General features: G+C 66.2%; 14 protein-coding genes and 1 tRNA gene. 5 read left to right on the top strand and 10 right to left on the bottom strand.

The annotated features are described in order from the left end of the window. Window positions 1–68: 68 nt before the first annotated feature. From AC5P78_RS19860 to AC5P78_RS19850, 3 genes are all read right to left on the bottom strand, one after another. Window positions 69–1,370, bottom strand: a complete 1,302-nt coding sequence (locus AC5P78_RS19860) for an aminotransferase class V-fold PLP-dependent enzyme (protein WP_099523838.1) — start codon at window positions 1,368–1,370, stop codon at window positions 69–71. Further along, window positions 1,370–3,772, bottom strand: coding sequence for a TonB-dependent receptor plug domain-containing protein (locus tag AC5P78_RS19855; protein ID WP_495217334.1), 2,403 nt, complete (start codon window positions 3,770–3,772; stop codon window positions 1,370–1,372). The genes AC5P78_RS19860 and AC5P78_RS19855 overlap by 1 nt, the downstream gene beginning before the upstream one ends. A 218-nt stretch (window positions 3,773–3,990) precedes the next feature. Beyond that, window positions 3,991–4,404 (bottom strand): hypothetical protein, encoded by a 414-nt coding sequence (locus AC5P78_RS19850; protein ID WP_005411483.1) that lies wholly within the window; start codon window positions 4,402–4,404, stop codon window positions 3,991–3,993. Window positions 4,405–4,590: 186 nt separating this feature from the next. Here AC5P78_RS19850 and AC5P78_RS19845 point away from each other — a divergent pair, with 186 nt between their 5' ends. The 3 genes from AC5P78_RS19845 to AC5P78_RS19835 are packed head-to-tail and all read left to right on the top strand — an operon-like array spanning window position 4,591 to window position 7,237. Then, entirely contained in the window at window positions 4,591–5,418 is an 828-nt protein-coding gene (locus tag AC5P78_RS19845) for an AraC family transcriptional regulator (RefSeq protein WP_049417720.1), read from the top strand. A 13-nt stretch (window positions 5,419–5,431) separates the two neighbouring features. After that, on the top strand, window positions 5,432–6,511 hold the full coding sequence (locus tag AC5P78_RS19840) for an alpha/beta hydrolase family protein (protein ID WP_033833736.1): 1,080 nt from the start codon (window positions 5,432–5,434) through the stop codon (window positions 6,509–6,511). Window positions 6,512–6,565: 54 nt separating this feature from the next. Next, window positions 6,566–7,237, top strand: coding sequence for a VOC family protein (locus AC5P78_RS19835; RefSeq protein WP_049417722.1), 672 nt, complete (start codon window positions 6,566–6,568; stop codon window positions 7,235–7,237). 1 nt (window position 7,238) lies between these two features. On the opposite strand, the gene AC5P78_RS19830 is transcribed toward AC5P78_RS19835, so the two are convergent. From AC5P78_RS19830 to AC5P78_RS19820, 3 genes are all read right to left on the bottom strand, one after another. Further along, window positions 7,239–8,558 carry a TPM domain-containing protein gene (locus AC5P78_RS19830; protein ID WP_049417723.1) on the bottom strand — a complete coding sequence of 440 codons (1,320 nt, stop codon included), beginning with the start codon at window positions 8,556–8,558 and terminating at the stop codon, window positions 7,239–7,241. A gap of 2 nt (window positions 8,559–8,560) precedes the next feature. After that, window positions 8,561–10,399 (bottom strand): M3 family metallopeptidase, encoded by a 1,839-nt coding sequence (locus tag AC5P78_RS19825; RefSeq protein ID WP_049417725.1) that lies wholly within the window; start codon window positions 10,397–10,399, stop codon window positions 8,561–8,563. A 73-nt stretch (window positions 10,400–10,472) separates the two neighbouring features. Next, window positions 10,473–10,985: a hypothetical protein gene (locus AC5P78_RS19820; RefSeq protein ID WP_049417727.1), complete on the bottom strand. Its 513-nt coding sequence runs from the start codon at window positions 10,983–10,985 to the stop codon at window positions 10,473–10,475. An 82-nt stretch (window positions 10,986–11,067) separates the two neighbouring features. On the opposite strand from AC5P78_RS19820, the gene AC5P78_RS19815 reads away from it, so the two are divergent. Continuing rightward, on the top strand, window positions 11,068–11,694 hold the full coding sequence (locus AC5P78_RS19815; RefSeq protein WP_024957999.1) for a YiiX/YebB-like N1pC/P60 family cysteine hydrolase: 627 nt from the start codon (window positions 11,068–11,070) through the stop codon (window positions 11,692–11,694). 51 nt (window positions 11,695–11,745) lie between these two features. On the opposite strand, the gene AC5P78_RS19810 is transcribed toward AC5P78_RS19815, so the two are convergent. The 3 genes from AC5P78_RS19810 to ubiA form a co-directional block, all read right to left on the bottom strand. Further along, window positions 11,746–11,910, bottom strand: coding sequence for a hypothetical protein (locus AC5P78_RS19810; RefSeq protein WP_005414774.1), 165 nt, complete (start codon window positions 11,908–11,910; stop codon window positions 11,746–11,748). A gap of 273 nt (window positions 11,911–12,183) precedes the next feature. Continuing rightward, window positions 12,184–13,608 carry a short-chain fatty acid transporter gene (locus AC5P78_RS19805; RefSeq protein WP_005414775.1) on the bottom strand — a complete coding sequence of 475 codons (1,425 nt, stop codon included), beginning with the start codon at window positions 13,606–13,608 and terminating at the stop codon, window positions 12,184–12,186. 478 nt (window positions 13,609–14,086) lie between these two features. Further along, window positions 14,087–14,980, bottom strand: a complete 894-nt coding sequence (ubiA, locus tag AC5P78_RS19800; RefSeq protein ID WP_005411493.1) for a 4-hydroxybenzoate octaprenyltransferase — start codon at window positions 14,978–14,980, stop codon at window positions 14,087–14,089. Window positions 14,981–15,129: 149 nt separating this feature from the next. Here ubiA and AC5P78_RS19795 point away from each other — a divergent pair. Further along, window positions 15,130–15,206 (top strand) — tRNA-Arg (locus AC5P78_RS19795). Between the two features lie 1,515 nt (window positions 15,207–16,721). Here the strand turns inward: AC5P78_RS19795 and AC5P78_RS19790 are convergent. Continuing rightward, window positions 16,722–18,125 (bottom strand): RHS repeat-associated core domain-containing protein (locus AC5P78_RS19790; protein ID WP_495217332.1); only part of this gene is annotated, 1,404 nt, incomplete at its 5' end.

Genomic DNA, 18,125 nt, shown 5'->3' with positions numbered 1-18,125 from the left:
TGGCCGGCGGAAGATTCCCCGGCACGGTTGGAATGTGCCAACCAAGGTTGGCACCCACCAAAGCAGGGTCAGGCCAAGGCGGAGAGGGCCTTCACCAGCGCATCCATCTGCTCCGGCCGGGTGAACACCGATGGCGTCACGCGTACACAGGCACCCGAGTCCAGGCCATCGCGATACGTGGTGAAAATCCGATGCTCATCCAGCAGGCGCTTCTGCAGCGCGAGGTTGTCAGCCACGCTGGTGCGCCCGCGCAGGCGGAAGCTGGCCAGCGCACTGGCCAGCGCCGGGTTCGGCGAAGACAGCACTTCGATGTGCGCCATCTTCCGCGCTGGCACGGTCCAGCGCTCGCGCAGGTAGCGCAGCCGCGCCTGCTTGTTGGCCACACCTACGCGCTGATGCAGGGCAATCGCCTCCGGCAGTGCCAGGTAGGCGGCGAAGTTGACCGTACCGGTGTGCACGCGGCTGCCGACACGGCCATCATCGGTCTCGCCCATGTACGGGTCCAGGTCCGCCACGCGCCCCTTGCGCACGTACATCGCGCCGACACCGACCGGCGCGCCGATCCATTTGTGCAGATTGATGCCCACGAAGTCAGCTTTCAGATCCGGCACGGCGTAGTCGATCTGACCGAAACCATGGGCAGCATCAACGATCACATCGATACCGCGTGCCCGCGCACGCTCGGCGATCTCGGCCACCGGCAGCACCAGCCCATGGCGATGGCTGACCTGGGTCAGCAGCACCAGTTTCAGGCGCGGCAACCGCGCGAACGCGGCCTCGTAGGCCTGCAGGATCTGCGCGTGGTCGGGCACGGCCGGTAGCGCGATACGCTCGACCTGCACGCCGCGACGCTGCTGCAGCCAGCGCATCGCGCCGATCATGCTGTCGTAGTCGATGTCGGCATACAACACCTGGTCGCCGGGCTGCAGGCGGTTGTAGCCACCGATCAGCGCCAGCATCGCCTCGGTGGCCCCCCGCGTCAGTGCGATCTCATCAGCACCCACACCCAGCAGTTCGGCTACCTCTCGCTGCACCGCCATGTATTGCGCCGGAAACGCGCGGCGCCCATACCAAGCGTTGCCACGATTCACTTCAGCGGTGTGGCGCTGGTAGCTGGCCAGCGTCTCACGACCCATCGCGCCCCAGTAGCCGTTCTCCAGGTGGTTCACTTCATCGGTGATGTCGAAGTGGCTGGCCACGGCGGCCCAATAGCCTTCATCGTGGGCCAGCACGTCCGGCGCCACGGTCGTCGAGGGAATCTCCATCGGCGAAGCGTAGCGCGCAGCGGCGCTGGCAGGCAGTGAAGACAGCGCAGCTGCAGCCGGCAGCAGGGTGCCGGCACGCAGCAGGGAACGACGACGAGCGTCCATCAGAAGGTCAGCCGGTACTGCGCGTACAGGTTGGCACCGTCGGTGTCGTACGGCGCGTTGCGCGAGTAGACCAGGCCACGGCTGGCCTGGAACGTGGCCTCATCCGGGTAGCGATCGAACACATTGTCGGCGCCCACGCGCAGGCTGTGGTGCTCGTTGATGCGATAGCCCACGGCCAGGTCGAGGAAGCTCATCGCACCGAAGCGCTGGTAGATGTCGCCCACCGCGTTGCCGCTGGAATCGGTCCAGGCGCCGTAGTAGCGCATGCGCGCCATCAGCGACCAGGCACCGATGTCCCAGCTGCCGGTCAGACTGCCCTTGTGCTCGGGCAGCCGGTCTTCGAACAGCACGCGCTGGGTCTCATTGGTGGCCACCGAGGTGCTGCCGTTGTCCACGCGTGTACGGTTGTAGTTGTAGGCCAGGGTCAGCGTCATGCGGCCGGCGCCGAGGTCGCGCAGGTAGTTGCCAACCACGTCCACGCCGGTGGTGGTGGTGTCGAAGTCGTTGGTGAAGTAGTTCACCGAGGTATAGCCCAGCGGATTGGGCGTACCGGCCTGAATGGCGAAACTGGCCGACTGGCTGAAGCGGTCGGTGAGCTTGATCTGGTAGACATCCACCGAGCCGGACAGGCCCAGGTCGGTGCGCCAGGTCAGGCCCAGCGAGGCGGTGCGCGATTCCTCCGGCTTCAACGGCTTGGCTCCAAGCAGCTGCGCCAGCGGATCGTTCGGCGACAGGCGGCCACTGGTGAAGATCTGCAGCGTGCGCGTGTCCAGGCCCTGGGTGGTGCTGGTGGTGTTGAGCTGCGCCGGCGTCGGTGCGCGGAAGCCGCTGGACACGGTGCCGCGCAGGGCCACGTCCGGGGTGATCGCAAAGCGCGCCGACAGCTTGCCATCCAGTGTGCTGCCGAAGCTGGAGAAGTCCTCGTAACGGCTGGCCGCGCCGATGCCCCAGCGCTCGCCCAGCGGCACTTCCATGTCCACGTAGGCGGCCTTGCTGCGCTGGCTCCACTGCCCGGCCTGGCTGGCCGAGAAGCCCGGCGCGCCATTGGAATTGGCTTCCAGGCCCGCGGCCGCGCCCGGACCCACCGCGTACGACGCCGGGTCACCGGCGCGCACCTGGTAGGTCTCCTGGCGGAACTCGCCACCGAAGGCGACGTTGATCGGCTTGGACAGCGCGCCCACCTCCCACTCGTAGTTGAAGTCGGCGTTGGCGTTCTTCTCGGTCTGGGTCAGGCGGCCGAGATCGAAGTCGGTCGGGCTGGCCGGGCCGAGCGAGGCATTGATCGAGTTCTTCAAGCTGTAGTCGATGGCGTTGCGGCCATACGAGGCGCTGACATCCCAGCGCAGCTTCGGCGTGATCTCGCCGCGCAGGCCACCGACCAGCTGCAGGTCGTTCTGGACGTTGCCGTACTGCGGGCTGAAGCCGACCGGATACAGCGAGCGCAGGTTCCAGCCGGGGAAGATGGAGGTGGTGCGGTACGCGCCGGTGGTGGTGTCCGGGTTGCGCCAGTTGAAATCACTGACGCCATCGCTGTGGCTGTACAGGCCGAAGGCATAGAGCTCCAGCGTCTCGCTGGCATTGGCCTTCACGTTGAAGCCGACGCGGCGGCTTTCCAGTTCCGGCTGGCCCCAGCGCTGCACCGGATTGGGCACGTCCAGCTCCGGATGTGCAGCCTGCAAGGCGATGGCATCGGGGCGCTGGCGCGTGCGCGAGGTGGCGTCGGAGTTGGACGATTCGGCGAACAGCACCAGGCTGCCGTAGTCGCCCAGCGACCAGCCGGTGCGCGCACTGAAATCGCGCGAAGCACCGTCGCCCCGCGCGTACTGCGAATAGCCGGCGGTGATCTCGGTACCTGGGCCATCCTCGAGGATGATGTTGATGACACCGGCGATGGCATCCGAGCCGTACTGCGCCGACGCGCCATCACGCAGCACCTCGATGCGCTTGATCGCGCTGGTCGGAATCTGAGCCAGATCAGCGGCCTGCGCACCACGGTTGCCGAGCAGCGCGCTGCGGTGGAAGCGGCGACCGTTGACCAGCACCAGGGTCTGGTCCGGCGACAGGCCACGCAGCGTCGCCGGACGCACGAACACCTGGCCATCTGCCATCGGCAGGCGCTGCACCACGAACGAGGGCACCAGCTGGGCCAGCACGTCCTTCAGGTCGGTGGATTCGACGGACGTGATGTCTTCCTTGGTGAACACGTCCACCGGCGCCAGTGTTTCGAACTGGGTGCGGTTGGACGCGCGGGTACCGGTGACCAGCATCGCGTCGAGCTGGGTGGGTGCGGCGTGGCTGCCGCCGGCGGCATCGACCGCATCGGCTTCCGCTGCGATCGCGCCTCCTGCGCTGGCCATGGAAAGGGCGAGGAGGATGGAACGCGAGAGCTTCGAACGATGCACGGCAGGGCTCCGGGAGGACGCGACAGGGCCAGCACCTGTTCGGAAACAACAGGGCTGGACAAGGCGCGCAGTCTCGGCGCGATCTGTGAAGGAGCCATGACGTCAGTGCGACAGCTTGATGCGCCAACCAAGATTGGCCCCTGCCAGGGCTCATCCGTAGATCCACGCCATGCATGGATGGGCAATGCAGACCCACGCCCCATCCCCGCACACAGCGGCTAGCCGTTGCCGTTGCCGTTGCCGTCGTCGCCAAAGCCGAAACGGGCCGGCCGTGCCGTTCGCAGCGGAACGAACATCATGGCGGCGAACACCACCAACGCGGGGGTGGACATGATCCAGATGCCCCTGTTGCGAATCCCGATCCCCATGAAGTCGACCTGCAGATCGCCGATCCATTGCAGCTGCGTCAGTATCATCACCAGCCCGCCGATAGTCGCGCACGGCAACCCACCGTGACCGGCCCCCAACAACGTCGGTGTCAGAAACCCGCCCAGCAACGCGAAGCCGACACGGTACACCCAGGGATTGCCGCGCCACCGTGGCGCGCCGAACAACATCAGCAGCATCAGCGCCAGGGTCAACAGACTGGGAAGTACCCAGAGGGCAAGCAGCATTTCGATCATCTCGATCATCGGCCGGGCTCCGCTGGCCTGGCATCCCACGTCGTCGATCGCATCTCCCTGCCCCTCATCACGTCCATGAAGCACGCATTGTTGCCGGTACGCAGGCAGACGCAAAGCCCCGGCAGCGCAAGAACTGCTAAACGCCGCGCCTGCCGATCCGCTACTGTGCCGGCATCGGATCCGGGGAACGGCAGGATGAGCGCGGCAGGCAAGGCGTTGTGGTACATCGAAACCCATGCGGACCAGCCCTTGGCGCTGGCCGATATCGCCGCTGCAGCGGGGCTGTCGCCGTTCCATCTGTCACGCCTGTTCCAGGCCCGCACTGGCACCTCGGTGGTGCGCTACCTGCGGGGACGGCGCCTGACCGCTGCGGCGCAGCGGTTGGCCGACGGGGCGGGGGATATCCTGCAGGTCGCGCTGGGAGCCGGCTATACCACCCATGCCGCGTTCACCCGCGCCTTCAACGAACAGTTCGGGCAGACGCCGGAACGGGTACGCGAACAGGGCACCGATGGCCTGGCGCTGGTACAGGCGATCCGCGTGGACGATGCGCCGGCGCCCTGCGGTGAGGCGCCGCGACTGCTCGACACGCCCGCTTTCCAGGTGGCGGGCATCGGCATGCGGCATACCCGCGACAGTGGCGGTGCAATTCCCGGCCAATGGGCGCAGCTCAACCGCGAATGGCCGACGCCCGCTCCGATCAGCTTCGGTGTGTGCTGCAACAGCGACGACGATGGCGGCTTCGATTACATTGCCGCACTGCCCGCCAGCGCGCTGCCGACCGTGCCGGCGCACTGGCAACGGGTGGACGTGCCGGCGCGCCGCTATCTTGTGGCCTGGCACGGCGGGCACATCTCGGCCATCCGCTCGACCTGGTTCTGGCTGCTGGATCATTACCTGCCCGGCTCTGGCCTCAGCCTGGCCAATGCACCCGATCTGGAGCGCTACGACACCCGCTTCGACGAGCACACCGGCAACGGCGGCGTGGAGATCTGGTTGCCAGTCGACGAACGTCCCAACTGACAAGGAACTGAAGATGCGCATGATGGCCGCTGTGCTGGGAATGATCCTCATGGTCTCCACTGCCATCGCCGAGGGCAGCGAGACGCAGGCGGCCGGCGAGCGCCACGGCGCCACCACGGTGGCCAGCGCGGCTGTACGCGATGGGCAGCACCACGACGCGCTGCGCTACACGGTCTGGTACCCAGCGCTGGCCGGCAGCCGGGAAACCGCCCTGACCATCGGCCCGCCCGACGCACCGCTGTTCGAGGTCGGACGCGCAGCGGTGGATGCTCCCGTCGCGGGGGCTCGCCTGCCGACGCTGCTGCTGTCGCACGGTAACGGCGGCAGCGCACGCATGATGGGCTGGTTGGGCACGGCGCTGGCGCGGGACGGTTATCTGGTGATCGCGGTCGATCATCCCGGCAACAACGGTGCCGACGAGATGACGCTGGCCGGCAGCATGCTGAGCTGGCTGCGCGCGGATGATCTGCGCGCTGCGTTGGCCGCCGTGCAGGCCGATCCGATCCTGGGCCCGCATGTCGATCCAGAGCGGCTGGGCGTGGTCGGCTTCTCGGCCGGTGGCTACACCGCGCTGCTGGCAGCCGGTGCACGGCCCAGCCTGCAGCGACTGCTGGCCTTCTGCACCGCGCACCCGGATGACGGCGTCTGCCAACCGCAACAGGAGGCGGCCACGCACACGATGCAGGCGCGCCGGGCCGCTGCGGCTTCGCCCGCGCTTGCCCCCTGGATCGCCGAGGCTGACGCACAGCGCGCGATTCCCGGCGTGCGTGCCGTGTTCCTGCTGGCACCCGCCATCGTGCAGGCGTTCGCGCCCGCGCAGCTGTCCGCGTTGCGGCAGCCGGTATCGATCATGTTGGGGGCCGCAGACACCGTCGCGCCACCGGAGACCAATGGTGAGGCCGCACAGGCGCAGATTCCGCGCGCAACGCTGCAACGCCTGCCGGACGTGGGTCACTACGACTTCCTGGCGGCCTGTACCGCTGTCGGCGGGCAGAGGCTGCCCGGACTGTGCAACACGTCGGTTCCCAGGGCGAAAACCCACCGGCAGGCGGTGGATGCAGCCACGCGATTCTTCGCCGACGCACTGCGCTAGTGGCCGCCGGGTGCGGCCCGGCGCTACAGTGGTCGCGTCCACGGAGGAACGATCATGCGTCTGCTGCACCTCACCCTGCCGGTCTCCGATGTCGGTGCCGTGGCCAGCTACTTCCACGATGTGCTGCAGCAGCGCGTGGTCGGCCCCCATGTGCACATCGGCTGGAGCACGATCGAACTGCAGCCCGCTGAAGGACGTCCGGTCGGAGGCGTGCACCTGGCCTTCAACGTACCGGACAACCGCTTCGACGAGGCAATGACCTGGCTGCGCGAACGCACGCCACTGCAGCGCAATCCAGCAGGGCTGGATTACTTCGCGCTGGAAAGCAGCTGGCAATCGCAGTCGGTGTACTTCACTGGCCCCGATGGCTTGATCCTGGAACTGATCGGCCGCCGCCGCTTGCCCGACAGTACGCATCAGGGCGCCTTCCACGGCAGCGAACTGACCTGCCTGAGCGAGGTCGGCCTGCCCAGCCACGATGTCGATGCCGTGCGCGAACAGTCCAGCCTGCGGTTTGGCCTGCAACCGATCAGCCCGCCTTCGCCGCAGTTCGCGCCGATGGGCGACGACGAAGGGCTGCTGATCGTGGTCGCTGCGGACCGGCGCTGGTTCCCCGAGCAGAAGGACCTGCCCAATGCGCAGGGGCTGTTGCTGCAGGTCGGCGACGTGGCCGGCCCGGGCGTTGTGGAGGACGCTGCACTCGGCTGGCGTGTGCAGGCGACCTGATCTACCAGCTGCCCGACGCGCCGCCTCCGCCGCTGCGGCCGCCGCCTCCGGACCAGCTGCTGGAGCTGCTCGACGACGAACTGCTGGATGACGAACTGGACGCGCTGCGGTGGCCGCCGGATGATCTGCGGCTGCCGCGTGCCTTCTCACCGGGCAGCATGGTGAAAATCCAGGCGAAGTACAGCACGAGCGTGCCGGCACTCCACCCGATCGTCATGGCGAGGCGCGCAACCGGGCCGGCGCGATCGATGGCCAGCAGTGCGAAGAGCACGTAGCCAGCGGTCAGCAGCAACAGCACTGCGCACCTCACCCCGAAGCTGCTGCGGTCCTTGTGCCAGCGCGCGCGGCACGCCTGTACGAGGAAGAACACCAGCATGGCCACGATGCCTACCGCCAGGTCCAGCGACGTGTGCAGGGCCAGACTGGGTGGCAACTGGCCACGCACCACCATCACCACGAAGAACCCCGAACTGACCCCGAGCATGCCGAGCAGCACCACGCGCACACCGCGACTGCGGTGCCAGCACCAGCCAAGCAGGCTCGCCACCGGTACGCACAACGCCAACACGATGCAGAGCGCTGCCAGTGCCTGGCGTGGCGCCCACATGGCCGCCGCCAGCACGCCCGCGGCCACCACGGCCGTGACGAGCAGCGGGCGGGCCCAGGCCGGCAATCGCTCCGGGTGCGCCTGCGCCGAGGGCGGCGAGCGCCACAGACCCGCAAGGAAGCCGGCCAGCAGCGTCAGTGCAACCACCGAGTCTGCGCTGCGCCAATCGGCCGGCAGCACGTTGCGCATCGATGGTTCTTCCCATGCCGGTAGGTCCTCGCCATCGATCAGCGCCACTATGATCTTCGTTCCGTCCAGCACGCCCTGGTCAAGGTCGCCATCGCGGAAGCGCGGCACGATCGCCTTGTCGATGATGCGGGCGGCATAGGCATCGGGTATCGCGCCCTCCAGGCCGTAGCCGGTCTGGATGCGTACACGGCGGTCCTGCACGGCCACAAGCAGCAGCACGCCATCGTCAACGCCTTCGCGGCCCAGCTGCCACTGGTCGAACACCCGCTGTGCGTAAGCTTCGATGCCTTCGTCGCCAACATGGTTGACTACCATCACCTGCAGCTGCGCGCCGGTGCGCGCCTGCAACTGGAATGCCTGCGTGCGCAGTTTGTCGCGGGTATCCGCCGAAAGTGCGTTGGCGGCGTCCACCACCGGATCATCCAGCGCAGGGACTGCAGCACCGGCCATCACCACCCTCGGCAACAGGCACAACAGCATCAACAGCCATGCCGTGGCCCAGGTGCACGTCATCCTGCGCAGCATCTTCACGTACCCTGCCCTGCCTCGATCCGCGCATGCAGCGCCTGCAGCTGTGCCGCCGTCTGGTTGAACACCTGGAGATCGGCATCCACCAGGGCCGCCCAGTCAGGCGCGTGCCCCAGCAGTTGCGCCACCTGCTCGTTCGGCGCGCGATCGAAGCCCTCGCCAAGCACGGCAAGATAGCGCGCACGGAACCCTTCGGGATCGCGCTGGTCCTGCACATACAACTGCACGGCCAGCAGACCCGCATACAGGTAGTTCACCAGATAGTTCGGGTCTTCATACATCAGGCGCTTGCCGATCCAGGCGTTGCGCAGCTGCGGGTAGCGCTCCGGTTGCTGGCCGAAGCGTGCGAGCACCCGCCCGGTCAGCGCGTCCAGGTCATCGGCGGTGCCCAGCGTGCCAGCGGCAACGCCCTGGTAGATCGACCGCTCCAGCTGCGCTTCCTCGGAAGAGGTGAACAGCTGCAGCACCATGTCGTCCAGCAGCGACTTCAGGTAATAGGCCTTGGCACGCGGGTCCTGTGCCTGCTGGTACAGCTGGTCGCGGAAGCGCAGCTCGTTGTAGATCGCGAACGCCTCGGTCAGCCACTGGCTGCCATTGCGCTGCAGCGGCGACGCATGACCCCGCTGCATCCACTCGCCATGCACGGCATGGCCAGCTTCATGGGCGATCTCGACATCGCTTTCCAGGTCCCCGCTGCGGACACCAACGAACAGCATTGCCGGCACACCGGGAGCGCTCACGGAGAACGCGTCCTGGCTGCGGTCACCGCGTTCGGTGGCCAGATCCATGCGGTGGCTGGCCGGATCGAGCAGCGCGCGCAGTTCAGCGACGTACGCCGGGCCCAGGTGCTGCATGGCATCGGCGGCGTTGTCGCGCAGCTGCGCCAGCGTCAGCATCGGTGGCGTGTAGCCAGCATCGGGCACCGTGGTATCCCAGATCTGCGGCGCGTCGATGCCCGATCGCGCAGCGTGGTGCAGCAGCATCTCCTGATAGGCGCGGCGGTCTCCCGCATGCTGTTCGATCGCCACCAGCGTTGCATCCACTGCGGCAGTATCCAGGCCCATGCGCTGATAGCCATGTGCCGGCGCCGAGCCGTCACCCTGCAGGCGTGCCGCGGCGTCATTCACCTGCACCAGCCCCAGCAGCACCGACGCCATCGGCTCACGGCGCGATTGCAGGCCTTGCCAGTAGCCCTTCCAGCCCGCCTCGCGCAGGGCGCGGTCGGGCTGCCGGGCCAGTGCCTGCCTGTCGCGCCCCGTGTCCCAGTGCCGGCCGCCGTGCTCGATCTGCGGGTACTCGGCGCTGCGCAGGATCTGCCCACGCAGGCGCGCGAAGCTGTCCAGCGCCGGATCGGCCAGTGCCTCCACGGCCTCATCCAGCGCGGCGTTGGCCGGGGCGGCGGCCTCCTTCAACGCGCGTGCGCGCAGGAAGCCATAGGGTGCTGCCCATGGCGCATCCGCGGGCGCCTCGCGCAGAGCGGCGCGGCCGCTGCGGGCAATGCGGCTGCACAGCCCCATCACCTGGTCCAGCGCCTGGGCCGGACGCTGATCACGCGCATTGCGGGCGGCCTGCAGGTGCAGGTAGCTGTGATGGCGCAGGCACTGCGCCTCCAGTACCTCGGCCTGCCGGAAGCGTTCCGCGGGTGCAACGGTGGACGCCTGCTGCAGAGCCTCGACGCGCTTGCCCAGTGCGTCACGCGCGGCCTGTTCGGCGGTGGCATTGGCGAAGTAGGCGCGGTCATCGGCATGCACCGACTGTGCCTGGGCGCCGCTGAGGGAGGCTATCGCCAGCACAGCTGCGATGGCGGTGGTGGTGGCGTGCTTCCTGAAAGCCTGCATCGGCGTCTCCCTGCCTGGACCAGGGATCGAGCCTAGCAGTCACTGGCCCGCCGCGCCTGTGCCGGATCAGGTTTCAGATCGACTCGTCCTCACGCTTGACCAGTGTCCAACACGGCGTCTGCGCAAAGGTGTAGGTCTGCTGGTCGCTGCTGTCCGGCATACGGATCTGCACCTGCCGCTGCCCGTCGGCCAGGAGGCTGACCTGCATTTCGCGGCCCTGCCCGGCCAACGCGGCAGGATCGGGCATCACCGGCCACTCCACATCGGCCAGCGCCAACCGGCTTTCCACCTTGCGCGGTTCCGGCTCGGCCTCTGCATCGATGTAACTGTCCAGCAGCGGATCGGCAGTAGCCTTTTCCTGCAGCGCGATCTCATTGCCGAAATGCTTCAGGAATGTATCGAATTCCGGGTGGGGGCATTCACTGCGTGCAGCCACAGGTGTGGGCTCGGCGGCAGTGATCGCCGGCGCCGCTGCGGCAGGCCCGGCTTCGCCCGCTGTCTGCGGCGGCTGCGGCGCAGGCGTGCAGGCAACCAGCACCACGCCACAGGCGAGCATCAGCAGTGCGGTAGAACGGTATCGACACATGGGCTCATCCTGAATCCGGTCCGGTCGCTCCATGCTACCGCGCGCCCTACAATTCCGGCATTCCGCCTGTCCGAGAGTCCTCATGCATCGCCTCCTGCTCCTGATCGGCCTGCTGCTGCCCGCCCTGTGGCCAGCGGTGGCGATGGCCGTCGATGTCCACGAAGGCGATCTGCTGTTTGTCACCGCCGGCCGCAGCGGCCTCAGTGCGGCCATCGACGATGCCACCGGCAAGCAGGGCGCGCCCAGCTTCGATCACGTCGCCCTGGTCGCTTCCACGCCGAAGGGCTGGGAGGTATTGCATGCGGACGAGAAAGGATCGCGCCGGCAATCGCTGGTCGAGTTCCGCCAGGAGGCGCGCGCCAAGCAGCGGCAGATCGTGGTCTATCGCCTGCACGCGCCGCAGCAGGCGGCCATCAAGGATGCGGTCGCCACCGCGCGCACGATGCTGGGCAAGCCGTACAACACGTCGTATGTGTTGAGCGAGGACAGCTACTACTGCTCGGACTTCATCGAACGCGCCTTCCGTGCGCACCACGTGTTCGCATTGCAGCCGATGAACTTCCGCAACCCGCAGACCGGGGAGATCGCCCAGCACTGGGTGGATCTGTACCGCGGCATGGGCATGGACGTACCGCAGGATCAGCCCGGCACCAATCCGAACGACATGTCGGCAGCGCCGGTGCTGCAGCGTGTCGGCGTGCTGGAATAAGCAAAGCCCCGCACGGGGCGGGGCTTTGCATCACCGGAGCTGGTAGCGAGGTCACTCTTCCTCGTCCTGCCCACCCTGCTGCTGGTTGCGCTGGTTGCGCTGCTGCTGTTCCTGCTGCTGTTGCTGCTGCTGGTCGCGGCCACGACCCTGCTGCTGATCCTGCTGGTTCTGCTGGCCCTGCTGCTTCTGGTTCGGGTTCTGGTTCTGCTGTGCCATGTCCGATCTCCAAAGCCACTCGCGGAATGCGGTGGACGTGGCCATCGTCTGCAGCGAATGGTTAATCACGCGTGGGTGCGCGGCTACATCTGCGTGTACGCCTGTGAATGAACGCGCAGAAGCCCTTGTGGCACAAGCGGCTGAAGAATTCATGCGGGTTCGGCATGTGCTCATGCAGTGGTCAGCATGGCGCGCATTCATGGCGTTCTCAGCCGGAAACACGCGCGGAAGGAGGCTGGCTTCCCAACTCACGCAGGCAAGCCAGCCCAGCATTCAGGGCATCACCGGCGGCACATACGCCAGGGTCATGCCCAGCAGCCACAGCAGGCCCAGCACCAGCGGGATGTGCACCAGCAGCTGGATGAAGGTGAAGCCCACGATGTCGCGTGCCTTCAGGCCCAGTACGCCCAGCAGCGGCAGCATCCAGAACGGATTGATCAGGTTCGGCAGCGCTTCGGCCGCGTTGTAGACCTGCACCGCCCAGCCCAGGTGTGCCTTCAGTTCGTTGGCGGCCTGCATCACGTACGGCGCCTCGATGATCCACTTGCCACCACCGGAGGGCACGAAGAAGCCGAGCACCGCCGAATAAACGCCCATCACCAGCGCGAAGGTATCGGTGCTGGCCACGTGCACGAACAGGCTCGACAGCCGGTGCGCCAGTGTCTGCCCGTCGCCACCGGCAGCGTGGGTGAGGATCATCGCGATGCCACCGTACAGCGGGAACTGGATCAGCACGCCGGTGGTGCTGGGCACCGCCTTGGCCACCGCGTTGAGGAAGCTGCGCGGCCGCCAGTGCAGCAGCAGGCCCAGCGAAATGAACAGGAAGTTGTAGGTGTTGAGGTTGGCGATGGCGGTGACCACCGGCTTGTTGGCGAACTCGTTGAACAGCCAGCCGAACGCCAGCAGCGAGAGCAGCACGGTCAGCAGCGGGCTGTACTCCAGCCATTCGCCCGGGCGCGTGCGGCGCTGCAACGGCTGCGGCTCGGCCTGCGCGGCGCCGGGGAAGTCTTCAGCGGTACGGGCACTGCCGGCGGCCGGTGCGGTCAACCAGGCGATCAGCAGCGAGACCAGGATCAGCACCGCGGTCAGTGCGATCGACTGCCACAGGAAGATGGTTTCGGTAAACGGCAGGACGCCGGTGATCTCGACCAGGCCCGGCGGCATGCTGGCCGGATTGGCCTGCAGCTGTGCGGCCGAGGAACTCAACCCCATCGCCCACACCGCCCCCAGGCCGAGATACGCCGACGCACCGGCCGCGCGGTAGTCCATGCGCAGTTCGGTGCGGCGGGCCAGCGCGCGCACCAGCAGGCCACCGAACACCAGCGAGAAACCCCAGCTGAGCAGCGAAGCGAGCATGCTGACCAGGCCCACGTACACCACCGCACCGCGGCCGGTACGCGGCACCCGGGCGAGGAAATCGATGAAGCGTGCGACCACCGGCGCGGTGGCCACGGCGTAGCCACCGATGACCACGAAGGCCATCTGCATGGTGAAGGGAATCAGGCTCCAGAAACCGTCACCGAAGGCGCTGGCGGTGGCCTGCGGGGTCGAACCGAAGCCCATCGCGGCCAGCGCGACGATGACCACGCCCAGCACCGCGAACACGTACGCATCGGGGAACCACTTTTCCGCCCAGGCGGCCGAGCGCAGCGCTGCGCGCGCCATCCAGCCGTCCTGTACTGCTGCCGTCGAGGCCATCGCCTACCCTCCCAGGTTCGATGGATCGATTCTGGGCGGTGGGGTGCGGCCTGTCAGCCACCTATTGGTCGTAGGTCGCGGAGGAGGGTAGTGCCGGCCGCTGGCCGGCAACCTTGGGATCGTGCACGGGTGCAGCCGGCCAGCGGCCGGCTCTACCAGATCTGGGGACGGTCGCAGGTAGTGGGTGGCGGTAGTGCCGGCCGCTGGCCGGCAACCTCGAGATCGCACACGGGTGCAGCCGGCCAGCGGCCGGCTCTACCAGATCCAAGCATCATCGCAGGTGGTGGAAGGCGGTAACGCCGGCCGCTGGCCGGCAATTTCCCAATTGGGATGGTCGTGCAGCCGGCCAGCGGCCGGCTCTACCAGACCCGGGGACGGTCGCAGGTGGTGGGTGGTGGTAGTGCCGGCCGCTGGCCGGCAATCTCGCGATCGCGCACGGGTGCAGCCGGCCAGCGGCCGGCTCTACCTCACCTTGGGCTCAACGCAGTGCCAGATCCACGGCGATGCCGGCAAACAGCGCGGCACCCACCCAGTTGTTGTGCAGGAACGCCTTGAAGCAGGGGCCGCGCTCGCGGTTGCGGCAGATCCAGAACTCGTACACCACCAGCGCGGTAGCCACGGCCACACCGGCCAGGTAGTACCCACCCAACCCTCCACGCACGCCGACCAGCGCCATGGTGGCCAGGAAAAGCGCGTACAGCACGCCCTGGATGACCAGGTCGAGGTCGCCGAACAGGATCGCGGTGGAGTGCGAGCCCATCTTCAGGTCGTCCTCGCGGTCGACCATGGCGTACCAGGTGTCGTAGGCGGTGGACCACAGGATGTTGCCGGCGTACAGCAGCCAGCCCAGCATCGGCACCTCGCCCTGCACGGCGGCGAAGGCCATCGGGATGCCCCAGCCGAATGACATGCCCAGGTAGACCTGTGGCAGGTGGGTGTAGCGCTTCAGGTATGGGTAGCTGGCGGCCAGGAACACGCCGATGAAACTCAGGCCGATGGTCAGCCCGTTCAGGGTCAGCACCAGGCCGAACGCCACCAGCATCAGCACCGCGAACAGAGCGAGCGCGGCGCGGCCGCTGATTGCGCCGGTGGCCAGCGGACGCGCCTTGGTGCGTTCCACGTGCGGGTCGAGCCAGCGGTCGGCGTAGTCGTTGATGACGCAACCGGCCGAGCGGGTCAGCCACACGCCTGCTGTGAACACGAACAGCGTCCACAGCGGCGGCAGGCCGCCAGCAGCCAGCCACAACGCCCACCAGGTGGGCCACAGCAGCAGCAGCGTGCCGATCGGGCGATCAGCACGCATCAGACTCCAGTAATGCCGCCAACGCGGCGTCGCCGGCGACTGCGGCGAAGTGAGGGGGGTATCAGCCATGGCGATAGGATACTCCTGCCCCTCCGGCAGGGCTTTGCCGGTGGGGGGAGATTTGTTCGGCGAAACTGGATAGAATGCCGGTCCCGCACCGCTTCATGGCGCTGCGATGCCCGCCCCGGCACTGGCCGACGGCGCGGCGGTTCTACAACGCGCCCGTAGCTCAGCCGGATAGAGTAGTGGCTTCCGAAGCCATTGGTCGGGGGTTCGAATCCCTCCGGGCGCGCCATCTTCCCCTGTGTTGCCTGCACGCCGCCAGCCCGCGCTGGACGTTGCCGCGTGCTTCATCAACCCATGCACCATTACGCCACTTGCTGCGCTTCGTCACCACCCTCGACCATGGCGCACGCGCGCTCAGCGTCACCCCGCCAAGCCACTGCCCGCCACCCGCCATCGGCTGTGGTGCCGCTGTTCGAACAAGATGACCGTGCGCCGGTACTGAATGGCGAGCTTGATGGCATCCTCCTTGGCCTATGGCTCGACACCGGCCCACGCAATTCCCTGAGCCTGAGCAGCCCGTTGGTGTGCATCTATGGACTGTTGGAGAAATACCACGCCAGTGAGGAAGCGGTGCTTGGATGGGGCGTGGTTGCCCCATGGGGGCGCGCGACCGACCCGGCTCGGCGATGCAGCGCATGGGCAGCATCGAGGTAACCGGCCTAACACGTGACCTACCCGGCACTGACAACGGAACGCTGGCCCTGGCCGACTACGGTGCGATCCTGGGCGGGAGTGCGCTGCGGTGCTTCTCCACGGGCATCGAGTATCACGGGCATCGAGTATGACGCCAAACGTCCTTATCTGGTGCCAAACGCTGAAAGTACGCGGGCCGATGCCTTCGATCGCAGCGGGCTGTGGCTGCAGGCCGAAGACGATACTTACACCGAAACCCGAGGCAGCGCGGCTCAGTCGTGCACAGGATACTTGGATGCTACTGCACTGACTGCCGTCGCGGTCTGACCAGGGGGCGAGGATACCGGGAGAGCACGGCGTTCAGTTGAGTATGGGTACTGATTGCTTCCTGTTGAGTCCCTTGGCCCCACCAGTGTTCTCGTCCAGTGAGAGCTGCCGCACGCCACACGCCCCCCGTGACCTAGTCGGATACCGAGCTAGTGGGCGGACCGGGTGGCTGCGCTGTGGCCTGCTGATTAAAGCAGGCCCGATGCGGATGTTATGGAACACACGCCGCACATGCGGCGTGTGCTACCGAACAATGGCGATCATGGAGGTAGCGTTCGAGAAGAATCAGCTCGGGTCCGACGCACGGGATGCTAGGGCAGACGGAGCAAACGTAGAGACCCGATGTGGATGGGGCTAGTTCTCCCATAGATGTGTCTTCTTGACCCGCCATACTCCTTCCTCTTTTCTCAAGAACACATCTGCGTTCTTTCCTGTCGGAGGGAATCCGATTTCCATGAAAGCAGCATCGTCATCAAAGTACAACTTCTCAATGGCAATGAATGGCGAAGTGCGATCATATGACGACGACTTTACGAACTGAAATCTCCCGCCGTTGGCTTCGCACAACGGCAATGAAGATGACGATTCATCGCCATCCCATAGAACGTTTATCCGTGAAGATCCCCATCCATCTCCTCCGTATGCAGAAAGCGCTGAATCCGAGGATGCCGCCTGGATGATTGCCACCGGATCATGACTACACGGAGCACCTCTTTCACTGGATGACTTTGCGCATCCAAATAGGGTAAATGCAATTATCAAGCACAAGCCAACGCGAAAGAGGTTAGTGTGAAGCAGGCCTTCTGATCCCATAGACATACTCTTCATAGCTCCAACCCTCCTCGCCCTTGTACTGATTTTTGTTCCAGAAATACTCCGAGAAGTGAACCAACTCGTGCTCCAGTGTTCTTTCCAGCTTCTGCAGGAGTTCTGGGCTTCGGTCACCCGATTCGAAGCGGTCAAAATAGGTCTCATGAATAAATATCTCACCCGAGCCAGGCGCGTAACTACCATCGTCATGCCTCATGTATTTTGGCGTAATGACTGGCCCATCGCATTTCGATAGAAGCTGATCAAGATGCCCCTGTCCGATGTTTCCGTATCGCTGGAATCCATCATATTTGCGACTGGTCATTCGATCTTTCGTTCCATTCAAGAATTCCGTCGTCGCGGGGTACTTCTTGCTGACCCACGAGTGATAGCGGAGAAGTCCTAATGGATCGACAAAGTCTAACGGATCATTTCCTGTGTACGCGTAGATTGAAGCTCCGCCTCTCAAACCGATCGGATCACTCTGCGAGTACCGCCCCACCGCCGGGTCGTATTCCCGCTGGTAGTTGTAGAACAACCCACTCGCATCCGTGGCCTGCTGGCCCGGGAATCGCAGCGCCAGCTCGAGCGCCACACCATCCCCATCCGGGTCGGCACTCGGAATCTGGTTGCCGAACACCTCGCTCTTGTTGCTCCACTCCCAGATCGCGACATTCCGTACCGGATCGATCACCACGCGCGGTGTGCCCAGATGATCTGGTTGGACGTAGGCAAGTTCCGGCACGCCGGTGCCCGGCACGTTGATCAGCGCCACCGGGTAGTTATCCAGCCAGATGGCCTGCTGTTGCGCCTGCCCCGTGGCCGAGTAGTTGCCCAGCCACTGCCCGGCCTCATCGTACAGCGTGATCTGAGCTGCGCCACCGGCTGGAGTACGCAGCACGCGCTCGCCGCGATGGTTGTAACCGTAGCTTTCCAGCACGGCATCGCCCTGCTTCACCGCGTTCATGCGGTTGGCATCGCTGTAGGTGAAGGTCTTGCTGCCGATGCTGGTGGTATTGCCCGCTGCGTCATGGGTGCGCGCTTCGCCATCCACCGCAGTCAGGCGATGGCTGGTTGCGGGGTAGGTGTAGCTGGCGGTGCCTGCCGAGGTGGTCAGCGCGGTGCGATTGCCGGTGGCGTCGTAGGCATAGGTTTCAATCGGCGTGCCGGTCGCGCCGTCTTGGGTCTGGGTCAGGCGGCCCAGCGTGTCGTAGGCGTACTTGGCCAGCACCGTCGGACCTGCGCCGTTCTTCAGCTCGGTGATCGAACCGACCGGGTCGTAGCCGTAGCCCAGCGACAGACCGCCCGCAGCCGGGTCGTGCACCGCCTGCGGGCGATAGTCCAAGTCCAGCGGACGCTGCAGCTGCCGCCCATTGCC

This window comes from Stenotrophomonas sp. YJH_SMC_133 (genome assembly GCF_059370655.1).
The sequence above is the reverse complement of the archived record's forward strand: the minus strand, read 5'-3'. Positions and strand labels throughout refer to the sequence as shown.

Coding starts and splice junctions, on each gene's coding strand:
- AC5P78_RS19830 (WP_049417723.1), bottom strand. CDS start 8,558: ATGCTGCGCAGGATGACGTGCACCTGGGCCACGGCATGGCTGTTGATG.
- AC5P78_RS19845 (WP_049417720.1), top strand. CDS start 4,591: ATGAGCGCGGCAGGCAAGGCGTTGTGGTACATCGAAACCCATGCGGAC.
- AC5P78_RS19810 (WP_005414774.1), bottom strand. CDS start 11,910: ATGGCACAGCAGAACCAGAACCCGAACCAGAAGCAGCAGGGCCAGCAG.
- AC5P78_RS19815 (WP_024957999.1), top strand. CDS start 11,068: ATGCATCGCCTCCTGCTCCTGATCGGCCTGCTGCTGCCCGCCCTGTGG.
- AC5P78_RS19820 (WP_049417727.1), bottom strand. CDS start 10,985: ATGTGTCGATACCGTTCTACCGCACTGCTGATGCTCGCCTGTGGCGTG.
- AC5P78_RS19835 (WP_049417722.1), top strand. CDS start 6,566: ATGCGTCTGCTGCACCTCACCCTGCCGGTCTCCGATGTCGGTGCCGTG.
- AC5P78_RS19860 (WP_099523838.1), bottom strand. CDS start 1,370: ATGGACGCTCGTCGTCGTTCCCTGCTGCGTGCCGGCACCCTGCTGCCG.
- ubiA (WP_005411493.1), bottom strand. CDS start 14,980: ATGGCTGATACCCCCCTCACTTCGCCGCAGTCGCCGGCGACGCCGCGT.
- AC5P78_RS19840 (WP_033833736.1), top strand. CDS start 5,432: ATGCGCATGATGGCCGCTGTGCTGGGAATGATCCTCATGGTCTCCACT.
- AC5P78_RS19805 (WP_005414775.1), bottom strand. CDS start 13,608: ATGGCCTCGACGGCAGCAGTACAGGACGGCTGGATGGCGCGCGCAGCG.
- AC5P78_RS19825 (WP_049417725.1), bottom strand. CDS start 10,399: ATGCAGGCTTTCAGGAAGCACGCCACCACCACCGCCATCGCAGCTGTG.
- AC5P78_RS19850 (WP_005411483.1), bottom strand. CDS start 4,404: ATGATCGAGATGATCGAAATGCTGCTTGCCCTCTGGGTACTTCCCAGT.